We start from the raw sequence: 15,511 nt of genomic DNA on the forward strand, positions 1-15,511 counted from the left end.
AAACTCAAACTATGTAAAAGTTTGAGTTTTCAGCTTACTTTTTCGTATATATTTCGTGCAGCACAGTCATTTCTTTTTCAAGTAATGAAAGAATTTCATTCCCTTTGAAACGCTCAATCAACCCAAGTTTAACCGCAAAATCAATTTCACGTGATAAACCATACATTTGAGTGTCCAGCACTTCTTCGTATAAGGGGCATTGAGGCATCGTCAAATGATCCATCTGCACTTTAATTAGTTGAGCAATTTTATCGGCATCGGCTTGAAGTTGTACCAAGGCCCTTTCTTGATATGTCTCTTGCAATTCAATATCCATGAGGACGCCCCCATCAACCATAATTTCTTCTCGGCGATTATGAATAAATTGTATCTTTTGAATGAAGAAAAAGCAAGCATTTCCTCTTTCAAATAATATGACTATCACCAAATGCTTTTCCTTAGAGCACCAAAGCGTTATACTTAACGAAAAGGTTTTTTATAAATAGGAGGAAATGAAATTGGAAACTATTATTCCTATCAAAGGAAATGTACGACATTCAATCACATTGGATCCAACAGTTTGGATTTTTGACGACCGTCGAATCGATTTAGATGAATACTTCACAAATGGGTATGTTGAAAAAGATCCACTTGAAGCCTATAAAAAAGCGATGGGAAAACACTGGTCGCGCGAAATCATGGAAGGCTCAACTTTCCCACCTACATTGAAATCAGAAGAAACGTTTGAGGATTCAAAAGAAATAACAGGCACTTACGGTATAAGCTTAAGCCACTTTTTAAAAATTGCTGACCCTTTAGAGAATGCACAAACTCTTTTCATAGAAACTACCGATGGCAACAGCCATCCTTTCCCACTGTCTGAAGCTAAAGAATTTATCTTCAAGTTTTGTGACGAAGGGAAGCCGGTCCTTGAAGACGGTCCCGTTCACGTTTACTTTAAAGACGGTTCGAACATTGACAAGCCTATTCGTAATGTCACTGCAATCAGGATCGACTGAAGGAGAGGTACTATGCGCGTAAAATGTGTAATGTGTGATGAAATCGGACAACTACCCGACAATGCACCACTTGCAAAAACCTTAAGGAACCGTCCGATTCATACGTATATGTGTTTGAGTTGCAGAGAGCGAATCACCAACAAAACAATCGCTCGGGTTGCGACAGGCAATTTCGTCTTCAGACGAAGCTCACACCCAATAGAAAAAGACTTTTAACGTAGAAAAGCAAAAGCACCTTAAACAAACGAATCTCCATACAAACTAAGCGTAGGCGCCTTCTAAGTGGTAGCCGAAGTGATAAGACTGGCAGTGATCTTCTGACTGGCTTATCACGGGAGGCATCCACGAAGCGCCGCAGCGGATTCAATGAAATCATACTTTTTCAGCATATATATGTTGAACGCATGATTCTATATAATCTCCAGCGAAGGCGCCTTACCGGGGTAGCCGAGCGTTGTTCAGAGGATTCTTTATGTCAACATATATAGTACTCTTTCTTGAACAGTAAAAAAAGACTCCGTCATGTAACGGGGTCTTTTTTATGTTCATTCATTCTACGGACACGGTAGATTATCAATATAAGTGCCGCAACGATAAGTCCTTCTACAATCGGAAGGAAAAAAGCAAGAAACGTTAAAACTAGACAACCTATAAATAGAAAAATATAGATAACTACATTTTGCATAGGTCTAATTTTCCTTGCAAAACCTAATTTGTATACAATTGCCGATAGGAGGAAGACGAGGAAGAACAGTACATATCCGGCACCTGTAAAAGAAGGCATTTGTTCATAAATGAAGCGGGCAATACCCGACATCCGGCCGTATACGAAATCTGGATCCTGTACATCATTACTCATTCAACACATCCCTTTCGTCTAATGCAAAGTCAGAAAAAAGTTTGTGTGTCTCTTACTACACTCTCCGTAAGAGACACACACTCCACTTATTTCTTTTTAGAAACTCTTTCACGTTCGTTTTTATCAAGAATCTTCTTACGAAGTCTGATGGATTGTGGTGTAACTTCACAATACTCATCATCATCCAAGTATTGAAGAGCTTCTTCAAGTGACATAATCCGTGGTTTTTTAGTTGAAACCGTCTGATCTTTTGAAGCAGAGCGGACGTTTGTCGCTTGTTTAGCTTTCGTTAAGTTAATAGTCAAATCAGTTTCACGTGTATTCTCACCAACAACCATCCCTGCATAAATATCAGTTCCCGCATCTACGAACATAATTCCACGGTCCTCTAATTGCATGATGCTGTAAGGTGTAGCTGTTCCATTCTCCATTGAAACAAGAACTCCGTTTCTACGGCCGCCAACTTTACCTTTTGCCATTGGTTTGTATTCATCAAATGTGTGGTTCATAATTCCGTACCCTCTTGTTAATGTTAGGAATTCAGTTGAATAACCGATTAGACCACGAGCAGGTACATTGAATAATAAACGGACTTGTCCATTTCCGTTGTTGATCATATCAAGCATTTCGCCTTTACGCTCACCAATTGATTCAATGATTGCGCCAACATGTTCTTCAGGAATATCAATTTGAACACGTTCAATTGGTTCACATCGAACGCCATCAATTTCTTTAACGATAACAGATGGTTTTGATACTTGTAGTTCAAATCCTTCTCTACGCATGTTTTCAATAAGGATAGATAAGTGAAGCTCTCCACGACCTGAAACAGTCCAAGCATCTGGAGAATCAGTCGGATCTACACGAAGTGATACATCCGTTTGTAACTGCGATTGTAAACGCTCATCAATTTTTCTAGATGTTACCCATTTACCTTCTTTACCTGCGAATGGACTATTATTAACGAGGAATGTCATTTGCAAAGTCGGTTCATCCACGAATAATTCAGGAAGTGCTTCTTGGTGATCGACCGGGCAAATTGTTTCGCCGACGTCAATATTTTCCATTCCTGAGACTGCAACAAGGTCACCTGCAAAAGCTTCCTGGATATCAATGCGTTTTAACCCAAGGAATCCAGACATTTTTGTAACGCGGTAGTTTTTTACAGAGCCATCACGTTTCAAAACTGATACTTGTTGGCCTACCTTCATCGTTCCACGGAAGATACGTCCGATTCCTATACGCCCAACATAATCACTGTAGTCAAGAAGTGACACTTGGAATTGTAACGGTTCGTCACGATTATCTACTGGTGCAGGAATATTTTCAAGAATCGCATCGTAAAGTACGCGAAGTGTATCTTCTTGTGTAGAAGGATCTGGTGATAGACTTGCTGTCCCATTATATCCAGAAGCGTATACGACTGGGAATTCAAGTTGTTCATCATTCGCATCTAGCTCGATGAACAATTCAAGTACTTCATCGACAACTTCTTCAGGGCGTGCAAATTCACGGTCAATCTTATTTACTACAACGATTGGTTTCAAGTTTTCTTCTAGTGCCTTCTTGAGAACGAAACGTGTTTGTGGCATACAACCTTCGTAAGCATCAACAACAAGAATTACACCGTCTACCATTTTCAAAATCCGTTCTACTTCGCCACCGAAATCTGCGTGACCAGGTGTATCCAGGATATTGATTTTTTTGTCATGGTATTCAATAGCAGTTGTTTTTGCTAAAATTGTAATTCCGCGTTCGCGTTCAATATCATTCGAGTCCATTGCACGTTCATCAACTTGTTCGTTGGAACGGAAGATACCCGATTGTTTTAATAGTTGGTCCACTAGTGTCGTTTTTCCGTGATCGACGTGGGCGATAATAGCTATGTTACGTAAATCATCACGATATATTGTCATGTTCTCACTCCATTATTCTTTTTTCCGTTGATTAACTGTGTTATTATAGCACATGAAGAGCAGATAGAAAAACATTTTATATAGATGGAGGGATTTTTTTGAAAAACATTAAATGGATATTTGTCTTTTACTCACTTGCAGCTGTCGCTTCAATGTGCTTAATCGGCTTCGCAGTAGGCATGCACAGCATACCATTCGGTGTCATTGCAGTTGTGGCCCTCGTTCTTATTATGGGAAATGGTTTTAAGACAAAAAAGAAAATGCGCGAGCTAGGAACCCTCTAAAAATTGATTTCACCATCCCACTTTATTGAAAAGAGCCGTTGCGCTAAACGGTTCTTTTTATTTTAATCTAATATGGTCTTTCAACATGGTTTCATGTAAGCCAGGTCTTGCCACTATGAATGTATCTTGACCGAGAAGATGTGGCGTCTCGCCTTTCATATTCGTCGCAATCGCACCAACCTCCTGTGCGATGATCATTCCTCCTGCTATATCCCATGGCGATAGGCGCATCGACATGTAAGCGTCTAACCTTCCTGAAGAAACATACGCAAGTTCCATAGCGGCAGAACCGTAAGAACGTGTCCCTCTGCAAGCTTGTACGAGTTGGATGATACCTTCGTGATCCATATATCGGTTTGGGGCTACCCAGCTTGCGTTAACGCCTATGACCGCTTCACTAAGAGCTGTGACTTCCAATTGCGGTAGTCGTTCATCATTGAAATAAGCGCCTTCATCTTTAGCGGCATGGTAAAAATCATTGCCCATAACATCGTATATGTACCCCAACATACCTACACCTTCTGCATAGATTCCAAGGGAAATAGCAAAATTTCGTTTCTGGTGAATGAAATTCATCGTTCCATCAATTGGATCAAGTATCCAAATCACCCCATCCAATGACTGTACATCATCACCGAAACCTTCTTCTCCAAGTATTTTATGGTCTGGGAAATCACGTTTAATACGACTGATGAAAAACTGTTCCACTTCACGATCAATATTTGTGACGAGGTCATTTGCATCCGATTTCGAGTCAATATCGATATTATTGAAAAAAGAGACACGAATTTTATGTCCTGCTTCTTTTATTAATGATTTTGCATACCGGTCAATTAATCCCCAATTCAAGACGTCTCCCCCTTTTTTCTACACTGAATTATTTTTCTCTTTTCAGTATAACGAAAAAGGTACCCTAATACACATCTTCCGATTCAGAAGCGTGTGTGGATACCCTTTTAGGTCACCTTTCCTTGTTTACGCGAAACCATTCAATATCTCCAGCTCACGGTGAATTTCCATAAGTCTGTGCTTGCTTTTCATTTTTTGTTTTGAATCCTCTTCTTGCACTGCTTCAAATAAGGTAGCAAGTTCGTAATCAAGTTCTAGAGTGAGCAACTTCACGTACTCCTTCTCTACATCCGCTTTCCGGATAATATGGACGACTTGTTTCATGATTGACACCCCTTCATTTTAATATAGTCTTAATTTTCAGGTACTTATAATTAAAATATGTCTTGCCAGAAATAATCTCTAGTTATAAGCCTTGTTGTATAAGATTGTTCCCTTTTTTCTGTTACGATAAACGTGTAAAAGTATTTAGGAGGAATGAAAATGGACAATCATTTCTGGATAAAAGATGATTTTGAAGTATTTTCGATTAATGGTTTAGAAAAAAGAATGGAAGGGCTTCAAAATAAAATTCAACCAAAGTTCGCAATTCTAGGCAGACATTTTGCGGATCGTTTGTCCGCCCACGGAACAGATGAATTCTTTCCACATATAGCAAAACATGCTAGAAGAACTGTCAACCCGCCAAAAGACAGTTGGGTTGCATTTGCACCGGCAAAAAGAGGTTATAAAGCATTGCCACACTTTCAGATTGGTCTTTGGGGAACACATTTATTCATAATTTTAGCGGTTATTTATGAAAATCCCGATAAAAAAGGAATTGCTGAGCGATTAAAGAAAAATCTTTCCGCTCTCACCACCTTGCCCGATTCCTATATTGTTTCGGGTGATCATATGAAACCGGAGGCTACAAAAATCAGCGAAATAGACGCGGTGGAACTTGAGAACCTTTTGGAACGATTACATTCTGTTAAAAAAGCTGAGTTTCTTGTCGGGCGTCATTTGTCTGCAGAAGATGCAGTTAACTTGTCAAATGAAGACTTCATAGCCTTTGCAGAAGAGGCATTCGATAAATTGCTTCCAGTGTATGACATCGTTATCGGGAAATAAGAAAAGCGAAAGCGCCTTGGTTAGGGGCGACAGGCATAGTTCAGGTTGAAAATTAATACCGTTTTGAAAAAAGGGATGCAGCTTAACGCTGCACCCCTTTTATTAGTTCATTATCCATCCCTTCTTTTGCCGCCTTTATTACACGGTAACAAACGTAACCGCTTGCTTCTTCGAATTCTTTTAGAAGCGTTTTTTCTTCAGCCATGGAGGGAACCACTTTTTTAAAATCACGGTAGCTCTCCATTAACCTTTCCCTCTGGATCCCTGATTCATACGCCTTCTCTACTGCTTCATAAAATGCTGCGACAGCAATGATTTCTGCTGTCGACCAATCATGTCGAATGGGGTAGTTATAGTCCATTACTAAAATCTCCTTTCATATACTTTAACTCCATCGGCAACGTATACCTTCAGCTTCTTCTACCATTCGCTCAAACAGTTCAGCAACAGTCGGAACGTCATCGATCATACCCGCGACTTGCCCAGCCCATCCATAGCCATTGTCTAACTCTCCATCATGTATATAGCGTTGGTTTGCTTCACCACTTATATACGCCTTCAATTGTTCGTAATTGGCGTTCTCGGCTTCTAGTCCCAGTATCTTCTCTGTCCAAGTTCCCGTTAGTGCACGTGCAGGAGAGCCTAGTGTTCGCTTAATGACCGTTGTATCCGTCTCGCTACTAGTCAGAAGGGCATCTTTATAGGCCTTTGAAGCATGTATACACTCCTTTGTGGCGATAAACCGTGTACCCATCTCGATTCCTTCTGCACCAAGAGAGTGCGCCGCCATCCAACCTCGGCCGTCACCAATGCCTCCCGATGCAATAACGGGAATCGTAACAGCGTCAACGACTTGTGGTACAAGCACCATCGTACCAACGTCATCACGCCCTAAATGGCCGCCTCCCTCTTGTCCTACAACCATTACAGCATCCGCCCCAAGTGTTTCCGCTTTTTGAGCCTGTCTTTTTGCCGCGACAAGTACAAGCGTTTTGACATTCGTCTGTTTTAATTGTTCAAAGAAGGGGGCAGGATTTCCACCCGTCACAGACATTATTTTAACGTTTTCTTCAAGAGCTTCTTCCACCATATGGGCATATGGACGGCCATGTTGACCAATTGCAAAGTTTACACCAAACGGTTTATTGGTCAGTTCCTTGACTTTGCGGATTTCAGCCCGAAGTGCTTCGGGTGAATTCAGACTCATCGCTGTAATTTGTCCGAGACCACCCGCCTCAGATACAGCAGCCGCAAGATTAGCATACGCAAGATATGCAAGTCCACCTTGTATAATCGGATATTGAATTCCAAGCAGTTCTGTCACTTTTGTTTTCCATTCCATAATTAGCCCTCCCCTTTAATCACTATCAATACACTTCTTCGTCTTCACTCGATTCACCTGCAAAAGGCGGATAAGAAAGTCACATACGACTTACTCAACTGTCCCACATTATTCTTTTGCAACCTTTATTGTTGCAGGATCAACTAGGTCGTAGCCTTTCGCGCGCAGACCAAGTACGATTTCTTCTAATGCATCCGCCGTCCATTCACGGTCATGCATTAAAAGATTCGATCCGTTATGTAACAGTTCTGTATTGACCATTATATCCGCAATCGCTTCTGCATCCATATATTGCTTTTCCCAATCATAACCGAAAGACCAGTTCATGAGAGTCATTCCCTCTTTTTCTGCAAGTGCTCTACTGAAATCAGTATTAATACCAAATGGTGCCCGGAAAAATTTCGGGCGTTCCCCAATTACTCTTTCAACAGTATCACTCACTGTAAGGATTTCTTCCTGTTGTTGTTGTTCTGTAATCCCTTTCAAGTTGGCATGTGTTTTTGTATGGTTACCAATCATAAAGCCCATATCGTGAATCTCTTTTAACACTTCTTTTTTCTCATCCGTTGCTAGAAAATGCCCATTCACGAAGAAGATTGCCGGGGCATCCAGACGCTTTAGTGTTTTCGCCATATCAAGGGCTCGCTTATCCGGTGCATCATCAATTGTCAACAGGACTACCTTAGCGTTCGCATCCCCAATTGGCTCAACAGAGTAGGTTACTGGATTTAATGCATATAAAGGTTCTGCTACTTCTTCTACAATTTCTTCTGCCGGCGGTTCTTCTACCGGTTCCTCTGTTTCCCCGCCCCTTTCTTCAACTGAATCATTATTTTCAATCGGTTCCTTCTCATCTTCCGGTTCTTCTTTCGCACAGGCTGCCAAGAGTAAAATAAGCATTGCCATTACGTATACGATTTGTTTTTTCATCTAATCACCAATCCTTCCAGCACAATAATAGTAGCATGATTCAAGTATCCCAAACAACGACTCGTATTCAATCCTTCTATTACCTAGTACAGCATAATGCAAACAAAAAACGCCTATAAAGCAACTAGCTGCTTCATAGGCGATTATTGGTTCAGTTCTTATTTCGTCATAATATGGATTGGTGTTCCTAGTGCAACTTCCGCTGCTTCCATAGAAATTTCACCCAATGTAGGATGTGCATGGATTGTCATTGAAACGTCTTCAAGTGTCATGCCTGTTTCCACTGCAAGAGCGAGTTCAGCAATCATATCTGACGCGTTTTCACCGACAATTTGCGCTCCAAGTAGAAGTCCATCTTCTTTACGTGCAACAAGTTTAACAAACCCATCAGTTGCGTCAAGAGCGAGTGCACGCCCATTAGCGCCAAATGGGAATTTACCGACTGCCACTTCATAGCCTTCGTCTTTCGCCTGTTGCTCGTTTAAGCCGACAGTTGCAAGTTCGGGATCTGTGAAACATACAGCTGGAATTGCCAAATAGTCTACTTCAGATTTATGGCCAGAAATTGCTTCTGCTGCAACTTTTGCTTCATATGAAGCTTTATGTGCAAGTTGGGGACCTGAAACGATGTCACCGATTGCATAGACATGCGGAAGGCTTGTACGGCATTGTTTATCGACATCAATGATACCGCGTTCAAGGAATTTTACGCCCATCTCTTCAAGTCCAATTTCATCCGTATTTGGACGGCGACCAACTGTTACTAGAACATAGTCAGCTTCAACTTTTTTCTCTTCTCCGCCAACTTCATATGTGACTGTAACGCCGGTTTCCGTTTCTTCCACACCTTTAGCAGATGCTTTAAGAACGATTTCAACACCTTTTTTCTTCAAGCCTTTTTTAACGATTTGTGTCATTTGTTTTTCAAAGCCTGCAAGAATGTCATTAGCGCCTTCGATGATTGTTACTTCAGAACCAAGGTTAGCATATGCAGAACCTAATTCAGTTCCGATATATCCGCCGCCAATTACGACAAGTTTAGATGGTACCTCTTCAAGATTCAAAGCGCCTGTTGAATTGATGACGCGTTTCGAATATTTAAATGTCGGAATTTCAACCGGACGTGATCCTGTTGCAATGATGACATTGTTAAATTTATATGTCTGTGCAGATTTTTCATCCATTACACGCGCTGTGTTGCCGTCAACGAAATAGGCTTCACCTTGAATAACGTCTATTTTGTTGCCCTTAAGAAGTCCGCTGACACCGCCAACCAATTTGTTTACAACACTGTCTTTAAATTCTTGTGCTTTTGAAAAGTCTAATTTCGCACCAGTTGTTGTAATCCCCATTGAATCGGAATTTTGGACACTTGCAAAACGATGTCCTACAGAGATAAGCGCTTTGGAAGGAATACATCCAACGTTTAAGCACACACCACCGATATTTTCTTTTTCAACGATTGTTACTTTTTGACCCAATTGCGCAGCACGGATTGCTGCAACATACCCTCCAGGCCCTGATCCTACGACAAGTGTATCTACTTCGATTGGAAAGTCTCCTACTACCATTTTCTCACGCCTCCATTAATAAAAGTTCTGGATTACCGAGTAATTTCTTCAAATGATTCAACGCATGTTGTGCAGTTGCACCATCAATCATTCGGTGATCGAACACTAGTGATAATGCTAACATAGGTGCTGCCACAATTTCACCATTTTTTACAACAGGTTTCTCTGCGATACGACCTATTCCAAGAATCGCAACTTCAGGATGGTTAATAATCGGTGTGAACCACTGCCCACCTGCAGAACCGATATTTGTAATTGAACAAGATGCACCTTTCATTTCTGCTGGCGCAAGTTTACCATCACGTGCTTTTACCGCAAGGTTATTGATTTCATCAGAAATTGCAAAGACCGATTTGCGGTCAGCGTGTTTAATGACGGGAACAAGGAGTCCTCGATCCGTATCTGCTGCTATGCCGATGTTAAAGTAATGCTTCTGAACAACTTCTTGTGTAGCGTCGTCAAGAGATCTGTTAAATTCAGGGAACTCGCGTAATGTAGATACGAGTGCTTTAACGACATATGGCAAGTATGTTAGTTTGATGTCTTTTTCAGCAGCGATATCTTTAAATTTCTTACGGTGTGCAACTAATTCTGTCACATCGACTTCGTCAAGCAATGTAACATGCGGTGCCGTTTGTTTTGAATGGACCATCGCTTTTGCAATCGCTTTTCTGATTCCAGACATTTTTTCGCGCGTTTCCGGGAAATCGCCTTCAAGATAAACAGGAGCAGCACTTGTTTCTGCTTGCGTTGCATTTTCAGACTGAACAGCTTCTTTAGCATCTTCAGCTTCAGATGGCTTATCTTGTGCTTGACCGCCGTTAAGGAATGATTCGATATCTTCTTTCATGACACGACCATTTTTACCCGTACCTGCTACAAGACGTATATCTACATCTTTTTCACGTGCGAATTTGCGAATCGAAGGCATTGCGATAACACGACGATTCGGATCAACTTCTGATTGTGCTGTTTTTTGCGGTGATTGTTCACTAGCCACTTCTTTTACTTCATCTTTTGGTGCTTCATTTTTCTCAATTGCTTGACCCGATTCAGCAGTCGCTTGAACTTGTGACTCCGTTTTCGTGCTCGCTTCTGGGACCTCTTCATCATGTTTACTCTGTGGTTGTTCATAACCAGGTGCATCTAGACGTATTAATACATCACCTACAACAGAAACTGTTCCTTCTGAAACAAGGATTTCTTCAACAGTTCCCGTAACAGGTGAGGGTATTTCTACAACTGCTTTATCATTTTGAATTTCTAAAAGTGTATCATCTTCATTGATTGTATCGCCAACAGCGACGAACCATTTTACGATTTCACCCTCATGGATACCTTCTCCGATATCTGGTAAACGGAATTCATATGCCACGCGATTCACCCTTTCCATTATCAATTAAGGACGTTCAGTTTATAACTAGTTGGATTAGAACGTTAATACTTTTTTAGCCGTTTCGATGATGTCTTTGGCATTAGGAAGCCATGTATTCTCACCTTGTGCATATGGGTAGATAGTATCCGGAGACGTTACTCGCAATACCGGCGCTTCCAAGCTAAGAATTGCGCGCTCTGTAATTTCAGCTACAATATTCGCAGCTACACCAGCTTGTTTTTGTGCTTCTTGGACAACCATTGCACGGTTTGTTTTTTCAATAGAAGCAATAATTGTTTCAATATCCATCGGCTGTATTGTACGAAGGTCGACTACCTCAACTGAATAGCCTACTTTTTCAAGTTCTTCAGCCGCTTTCAAACTTTCTTGAACCATCGCACCATAAGTAATAATGGAAAGGTCTTTCCCTTCACGTTTAACATCCGCTTTACCCAACGGAATTGTATATTCTTCTTCCGGCACTTCTTGTCTAAATGACCGATAAAGTTTCATATGCTCAAGGAAAATAACGGGGTTCTCGTCTTTGATAGCAGAGATGAGAAGGCCTTTCGCATCATACGGTGTTGAAGGAATGACTACTGTCAAACCAGGCTGAGAAGCAACAATTCCTTCCAAGCTGTCAGCATGCATTTCAGGCGTGGCAACACCGCCGCCGAATGGTGAACGAATTGTAACTGGTGCGTTATAGTGACCTGCTGAACGGAAACTCATCCGTGCAAGCTGACCGCTTACAGAATCTAATACTTCAAAAAGGAATCCAAAGAATTGAATTTCCATGACTGGACGAAAACCCGTTAGAGCAAGTCCGATTGCAAGACCGCCAATACCCGATTCAGCAAGTGGCGTGTCAAATACACGTTCTTCACCGAATTCTTTTTGCAAGCCTTCCGTTGCACGGAATACGCCTCCGTTATTCCCTACGTCTTCACCGAAGACGAGGACGTTTTCATCATTATTAAGTTGCGAACGCATCGCATCGTTTATCGCTTGAATCATCGTCATTTGTGCCATCGGTTATTTCGACTCCTTCTCAGTGTAGATATCTAGCTGTTCTTTTACGTTATAAGGAAGGTCACCCTTATACATAATCTTAAGGAAATCGCTCACTTTTTGTTTTGGAGCCGCATCAGCAATTTTAATTGCCTCTTTAATTTCCTCTTTCGCACGTTCAATTACTTCATTTTCTTTTTCTTCATTCCATATCCCTTTTGTTCCGAGGTATTTCCGGAAACGGATAAGTGGATCACGTTTTTCCCATTCACTGTCCGTATCAGAAGTACGGTAACGTGTTGGGTCATCACCTGCCATCGTATGAGGTCCGTAACGGTAGCATAATGCTTCAATCAGTGTTGGCCCTTCTCCGTTGATAGCACGTTCACGAGCATCACGTGTAACTGAATAGACCGCAAGAGGATCCATTCCATCGATTAAAATACTCGGGATACCTGCGGCAATTCCTTTTTGTGCAAGCGTCTTCGCGGCAGTCTGCGCTTCGCGTGGTGTTGAAATAGCATATTGGTTGTTTTGTACAATGAAAATGGCCGGCGCACGGAAAGCTCCTGCAAAGTTAATGCCTTCATAGAAGTCTCCCTGTGAAGTTCCGCCATCACCTGTATATGTCATTGCAACTGCTTTTGTTCCACGTTTTTGGAAGCCTAGTGCGACTCCAGCAGCTTGGATATATTGCGCACCGATAATAATTTGCGGTGGGAAGATATTCAAACCTTCTGGCAACGCACTACCTTGGAAATGGCCACGTGACCATAAGAATGCCATTGATAACGGTAACCCGTGGAAGATTAGTTGAGGGACATCACGATAACCCGGCATGATGAAATCTTCTTTTTCTAATGCAAAATGGGACGCTAGTTGTGAAGCTTCCTGCCCCGCTGTCGGCGCGTAGAAACCTAGACGTCCTTGACGGTTCAACGAAATTGAACGTTGGTCTAAAATACGTGTGTAAACCATACGCGTCATCAATTCAATTAAATCTTCGTCGGACATTTTAGGATCTGCATCCTTATTAACAATTTCGCCCTCTTCGTTTAAAATCTGGAACATTTCAAATTTCTCTTCAATCTCGTGAAGTGTCTTCACCGGATCGAACTGCTTATCTTTTTTGGCAGCCATTTCGGCAACTCTCCTTTATATCTGTATTATGAATCAAAGGGATTTTCATTGATACAATTTCTTTCTTTTTCAGTATACTGAAATGAAACCGGATGGTCAAACATAGCATTCTCACAAGGATGAAGCTTATTCAGTTACCGAAATTCACTGAAAATATAAGTCTGTATTAGCACAATGTTTCAACTGTATTATAATAGATTGGCGATTATTTCGAAAATCCGATTATGGCAATAAAAAAAGAGTAGGAATTGGAATCCCACTCTTCCTTTACACCTATTCAGCTTCTTCTAAACTCGCAAATAACTCGTCTTTCTTATCATTCACTGTCCCCGTTGCTTCGTTGAATTCAGTGATTGCCGCTTGAACTTTTTCGTTTTGCGTATTCACACGAGCTACTAACTCTTTCAAATCGGGTAATTCCGTCCCTTCAGCAATTAGCATGTCATACAATTCTTTTTGCAGTTCTGTCAGTTTTTCATATTCCTCCACGAATGCGGAATGAAGTTCATAACGATTGCTAACTACTTTTTTCAACTCTTCAATCCGTTTTTTTTCAGCGTCTTCCGCCTTTTCAATAATAGGATTGAAATCCTCTACCGCTTTCCTCGCTGTAGCCATCGACTCCTCTTCTTTTTCAAGATGGCTAATTCGTTCTAGAAGCAGCTCATCAAGTTCAGAAACTTTCTTTCCAAGTTCTTCTTTTTGTTCTTGTGTCAGTTTCATCACTTCATCAAATAATTGCTGTTCCGACTTTTCAAGTTCTACAAGTTTAGATTGTTCGCTGCGGTACTGTTTTTCAGCGCTATTCATGTTATTCAGAGCATCTGACAGTTGTTTTTCAGTTGTCGAACCGAAACTACACCCCGAAAGAATTAATGATACCGATAACGCTAATCCCATTACACATTTCTTCACGGTCTAATCCCTCCGATTATTTTATCAATCACGCCACGGTATAATTGCGTCCAGATTTTGAATTGTGTTTGTTAAACTATAGCGGACCACATTAATGATTTCAAGTTTGCGCTAAATTTCTTTCCCCTCTATTCACATTGGTTTATAATAAGGTGTAATGATTCCCCGAAAGGAAGTTTAACAAATGATTCTTATGAAAGATATCGTCCGCGAAGGACATCCCGCACTTCGTAAGCAAGCCAAGGAAGTCGTGTTTCCTTTATCCGACGCAGACCAGGAACTTGCTGCCGATTTAATCGAATATGTAGTCAACAGCCAAGAAACAGAAACGTGTGATCGCTACGGCTTAAGACCGGGTATTGGACTTGCTGCCCCACAAGTGAATAAACTGAAAAGAATGTTCGCCATTCATATAGAAGAAGAGGATAACAAGCCGTTAAGTTTTGTTGCCATTAATCCCAAAATCGTTAGTCATTCAGTTGAAAAGACATACCTTGTACCGGGTGAAGGTTGTCTTTCAGTTGATCGGGATGTTGAGGGATATGTTCCCCGTTATGCACGAATCACTTTTAAAGCATACGATATTGATGGCAAGGAATATAAAAAACGTTTAAAAGGTTTTGCCGCAATTGCTTTCCAACATGAACTGGATCACTTGAACGGCGTTATGTTCTACGATCATATAGATAAGAGAGCACCTCTTAAAGAAATTCCAGGAGCAATTCCATTTGAACGTACTTAACAGAAACTATCTGTCAACCAAATTTGCTTGACGGATAGTTCAGAAAATAGTATAATAGGTCCAAGGAGTGATAAAGCCATGTATAAACGTCTGAAACGAAAACTGTTGAAGCGGCTGAATGGCATCCTCGGAAAAAAAACGATTGCTTAGTCATAGTAGCCCACTGTTTTATTGGTGGGCTTTTCTTTATTTTAAGCAAGTGACATGCTAATATAAAGAGAATCAATTTAAACGAACGTAAAAAAGGAGAGCATACGATGATTTTCAAAGTCTATTATCAAGAAAGCATGCTACAAATACCTGTCCGCGAGAATACTAAAAGCATGTACATCGAAGCGGATTCGGAAAGGGCAGTCCGTGAAAAGTTAAAAAAACGTGGGTACAACATTGAATTCATCCAGCATCTAGATGGGCAATATCTCGAACACGAACAGGCTGCACCCTATTTCGAGATTGAGCAGGTCTAACT

19 protein-coding genes are annotated in these 15,511 nt (G+C 41.1%); 6 read left to right on the top strand and 13 right to left on the bottom strand.

Annotated features, from left to right (window positions below; translation table 11 throughout):
• Positions 1-34: 34 nt before the first annotated feature.
• A complete protein-coding gene (locus FILTAD_RS12235) occupies positions 35-316 on the bottom strand; it encodes an Fpa/YlaN family protein (RefSeq protein WP_124071061.1) in 282 nt (93 codons plus the stop codon).
• Positions 317-497: 181 nt separating this feature from the next.
• Here FILTAD_RS12235 and FILTAD_RS12240 point away from each other — a divergent pair, with 181 nt between their 5' ends.
• Entirely contained in the window at positions 498-998 is a 501-nt protein-coding gene (locus FILTAD_RS12240; RefSeq protein ID WP_124071063.1) for a peptidyl-prolyl cis-trans isomerase, read from the top strand.
• A gap of 12 nt (positions 999-1,010) precedes the next feature.
• Positions 1,011-1,214, top strand: coding sequence for a YlaI family protein (locus FILTAD_RS12245; RefSeq protein WP_124071065.1), 204 nt, complete (start codon positions 1,011-1,013; stop codon positions 1,212-1,214).
• A 304-nt stretch (positions 1,215-1,518) separates the two neighbouring features.
• On the opposite strand, the gene FILTAD_RS12250 is transcribed toward FILTAD_RS12245, so the two are convergent.
• Both FILTAD_RS12250 and typA read right to left on the bottom strand, forming a co-directional pair.
• The gene (locus FILTAD_RS12250; RefSeq protein WP_238988234.1) at positions 1,519-1,857 is read right to left on the bottom strand and encodes a YlaH-like family protein; all 339 of its coding nucleotides are present in this window, start codon (positions 1,855-1,857) and stop codon (positions 1,519-1,521) included.
• An 86-nt stretch (positions 1,858-1,943) separates the two neighbouring features.
• Positions 1,944-3,773, bottom strand: coding sequence for a translational GTPase TypA (gene typA, locus FILTAD_RS12255; RefSeq protein WP_124071067.1), 1,830 nt, complete (start codon positions 3,771-3,773; stop codon positions 1,944-1,946).
• A gap of 98 nt (positions 3,774-3,871) precedes the next feature.
• Here typA and FILTAD_RS12260 point away from each other — a divergent pair, with 98 nt between their 5' ends.
• Positions 3,872-4,057, top strand: coding sequence for a YlaF family protein (locus tag FILTAD_RS12260; RefSeq protein WP_124071070.1), 186 nt, complete (start codon positions 3,872-3,874; stop codon positions 4,055-4,057).
• Positions 4,058-4,114: 57 nt separating this feature from the next.
• On the opposite strand, the gene FILTAD_RS12265 is transcribed toward FILTAD_RS12260, so the two are convergent.
• Together FILTAD_RS12265 and FILTAD_RS12270 are read right to left on the bottom strand one after the other, a co-directional pair.
• Positions 4,115-4,906 (bottom strand): inositol monophosphatase family protein, encoded by a 792-nt coding sequence (locus FILTAD_RS12265; protein ID WP_124071072.1) that lies wholly within the window; start codon positions 4,904-4,906, stop codon positions 4,115-4,117.
• A gap of 126 nt (positions 4,907-5,032) precedes the next feature.
• A complete protein-coding gene (locus FILTAD_RS12270; protein WP_124071074.1) occupies positions 5,033-5,230 on the bottom strand; it encodes a hypothetical protein in 198 nt (65 codons plus the stop codon).
• Between the two features lie 159 nt (positions 5,231-5,389).
• Between FILTAD_RS12270 and FILTAD_RS12275 the strand changes: the two genes are divergently transcribed.
• Positions 5,390-6,016, top strand: a complete 627-nt coding sequence (locus tag FILTAD_RS12275) for a YktB family protein (protein ID WP_124071076.1) — start codon at positions 5,390-5,392, stop codon at positions 6,014-6,016.
• Between the two features lie 82 nt (positions 6,017-6,098).
• Here the strand turns inward: FILTAD_RS12275 and FILTAD_RS12280 are convergent, their stop codons facing one another.
• From FILTAD_RS12280 to FILTAD_RS12315, 8 genes are all read right to left on the bottom strand, one after another.
• Positions 6,099-6,377 (bottom strand): UPF0223 family protein, encoded by a 279-nt coding sequence (locus FILTAD_RS12280; protein WP_124071078.1) that lies wholly within the window; start codon positions 6,375-6,377, stop codon positions 6,099-6,101.
• 24 nt (positions 6,378-6,401) lie between these two features.
• Complete coding sequence (locus FILTAD_RS12285) at positions 6,402-7,358, bottom strand: NAD(P)H-dependent flavin oxidoreductase (protein WP_124071080.1); 957 nt, start codon at positions 7,356-7,358, stop codon at positions 6,402-6,404.
• 108 nt (positions 7,359-7,466) lie between these two features.
• Positions 7,467-8,288, bottom strand: coding sequence for a polysaccharide deacetylase family protein (locus FILTAD_RS12290; protein WP_124071082.1), 822 nt, complete (start codon positions 8,286-8,288; stop codon positions 7,467-7,469).
• A 158-nt stretch (positions 8,289-8,446) separates the two neighbouring features.
• Positions 8,447-9,859, bottom strand: a complete 1,413-nt coding sequence (gene lpdA / locus FILTAD_RS12295; protein ID WP_124071084.1) for a dihydrolipoyl dehydrogenase — start codon at positions 9,857-9,859, stop codon at positions 8,447-8,449.
• A 4-nt stretch (positions 9,860-9,863) separates the two neighbouring features.
• Positions 9,864-11,234 carry a dihydrolipoamide acetyltransferase family protein gene (locus FILTAD_RS12300; RefSeq protein WP_124071086.1) on the bottom strand — a complete coding sequence of 457 codons (1,371 nt, stop codon included), beginning with the start codon at positions 11,232-11,234 and terminating at the stop codon, positions 9,864-9,866.
• Positions 11,235-11,288: 54 nt separating this feature from the next.
• Complete coding sequence (locus tag FILTAD_RS12305) at positions 11,289-12,266, bottom strand: alpha-ketoacid dehydrogenase subunit beta (RefSeq protein ID WP_124071088.1); 978 nt, start codon at positions 12,264-12,266, stop codon at positions 11,289-11,291.
• A 3-nt stretch (positions 12,267-12,269) separates the two neighbouring features.
• Positions 12,270-13,385 (bottom strand): pyruvate dehydrogenase (acetyl-transferring) E1 component subunit alpha, encoded by a 1,116-nt coding sequence (gene pdhA, locus FILTAD_RS12310; RefSeq protein ID WP_124071090.1) that lies wholly within the window; start codon positions 13,383-13,385, stop codon positions 12,270-12,272.
• 273 nt (positions 13,386-13,658) lie between these two features.
• The gene (locus FILTAD_RS12315; protein ID WP_124071092.1) at positions 13,659-14,300 is read right to left on the bottom strand and encodes a YkyA family protein; all 642 of its coding nucleotides are present in this window, start codon (positions 14,298-14,300) and stop codon (positions 13,659-13,661) included.
• A gap of 184 nt (positions 14,301-14,484) precedes the next feature.
• Here FILTAD_RS12315 and def point away from each other — a divergent pair, with 184 nt between their 5' ends.
• Both def and FILTAD_RS12325 read left to right on the top strand, forming a co-directional pair.
• A complete protein-coding gene (gene def, locus FILTAD_RS12320; protein WP_124071094.1) occupies positions 14,485-15,042 on the top strand; it encodes a peptide deformylase in 558 nt (185 codons plus the stop codon).
• A 257-nt stretch (positions 15,043-15,299) separates the two neighbouring features.
• Positions 15,300-15,509: a DNA-dependent RNA polymerase subunit epsilon gene (locus FILTAD_RS12325; protein ID WP_124071096.1), complete on the top strand. Its 210-nt coding sequence runs from the start codon at positions 15,300-15,302 to the stop codon at positions 15,507-15,509.
• Positions 15,510-15,511: the final 2 nt, after the last annotated feature.

The sequence above is a fragment of the Filibacter tadaridae genome (assembly GCF_900609045.1).
Lineage (GTDB): Bacteria > Bacillota > Bacilli > Bacillales_A > Planococcaceae > Sporosarcina > Sporosarcina tadaridae.

What these genes read in the sequence shown, in the direction of transcription:
- FILTAD_RS12235 (WP_124071061.1), bottom strand. Translation starts at nt 316, where the DNA reads ATGGATATTGAATTGCAAGAGACATATCAAGAAAGGGCCTTGGTACAA.
- FILTAD_RS12245 (WP_124071065.1), top strand. Translation starts at nt 1,011, where the DNA reads ATGCGCGTAAAATGTGTAATGTGTGATGAAATCGGACAACTACCCGAC.
- FILTAD_RS12250 (WP_238988234.1), bottom strand. Translation starts at nt 1,857, where the DNA reads ATGAGTAATGATGTACAGGATCCAGATTTCGTATACGGCCGGATGTCG.
- typA (WP_124071067.1), bottom strand. Translation starts at nt 3,773, where the DNA reads ATGACAATATATCGTGATGATTTACGTAACATAGCTATTATCGCCCAC.
- FILTAD_RS12270 (WP_124071074.1), bottom strand. Translation starts at nt 5,230, where the DNA reads ATGAAACAAGTCGTCCATATTATCCGGAAAGCGGATGTAGAGAAGGAG.
- FILTAD_RS12275 (WP_124071076.1), top strand. Translation starts at nt 5,390, where the DNA reads ATGGACAATCATTTCTGGATAAAAGATGATTTTGAAGTATTTTCGATT.
- FILTAD_RS12280 (WP_124071078.1), bottom strand. Translation starts at nt 6,377, where the DNA reads ATGGACTATAACTACCCCATTCGACATGATTGGTCGACAGCAGAAATC.
- FILTAD_RS12285 (WP_124071080.1), bottom strand. Translation starts at nt 7,358, where the DNA reads ATGGAATGGAAAACAAAAGTGACAGAACTGCTTGGAATTCAATATCCG.
- FILTAD_RS12290 (WP_124071082.1), bottom strand. Translation starts at nt 8,288, where the DNA reads ATGAAAAAACAAATCGTATACGTAATGGCAATGCTTATTTTACTCTTG.
- lpdA (WP_124071084.1), bottom strand. Translation starts at nt 9,859, where the DNA reads ATGGTAGTAGGAGACTTTCCAATCGAAGTAGATACACTTGTCGTAGGA.
- FILTAD_RS12305 (WP_124071088.1), bottom strand. Translation starts at nt 12,266, where the DNA reads ATGGCACAAATGACGATGATTCAAGCGATAAACGATGCGATGCGTTCG.
- pdhA (WP_124071090.1), bottom strand. Translation starts at nt 13,385, where the DNA reads ATGGCTGCCAAAAAAGATAAGCAGTTCGATCCGGTGAAGACACTTCAC.
- def (WP_124071094.1), top strand. Translation starts at nt 14,485, where the DNA reads ATGATTCTTATGAAAGATATCGTCCGCGAAGGACATCCCGCACTTCGT.
- FILTAD_RS12325 (WP_124071096.1), top strand. Translation starts at nt 15,300, where the DNA reads ATGATTTTCAAAGTCTATTATCAAGAAAGCATGCTACAAATACCTGTC.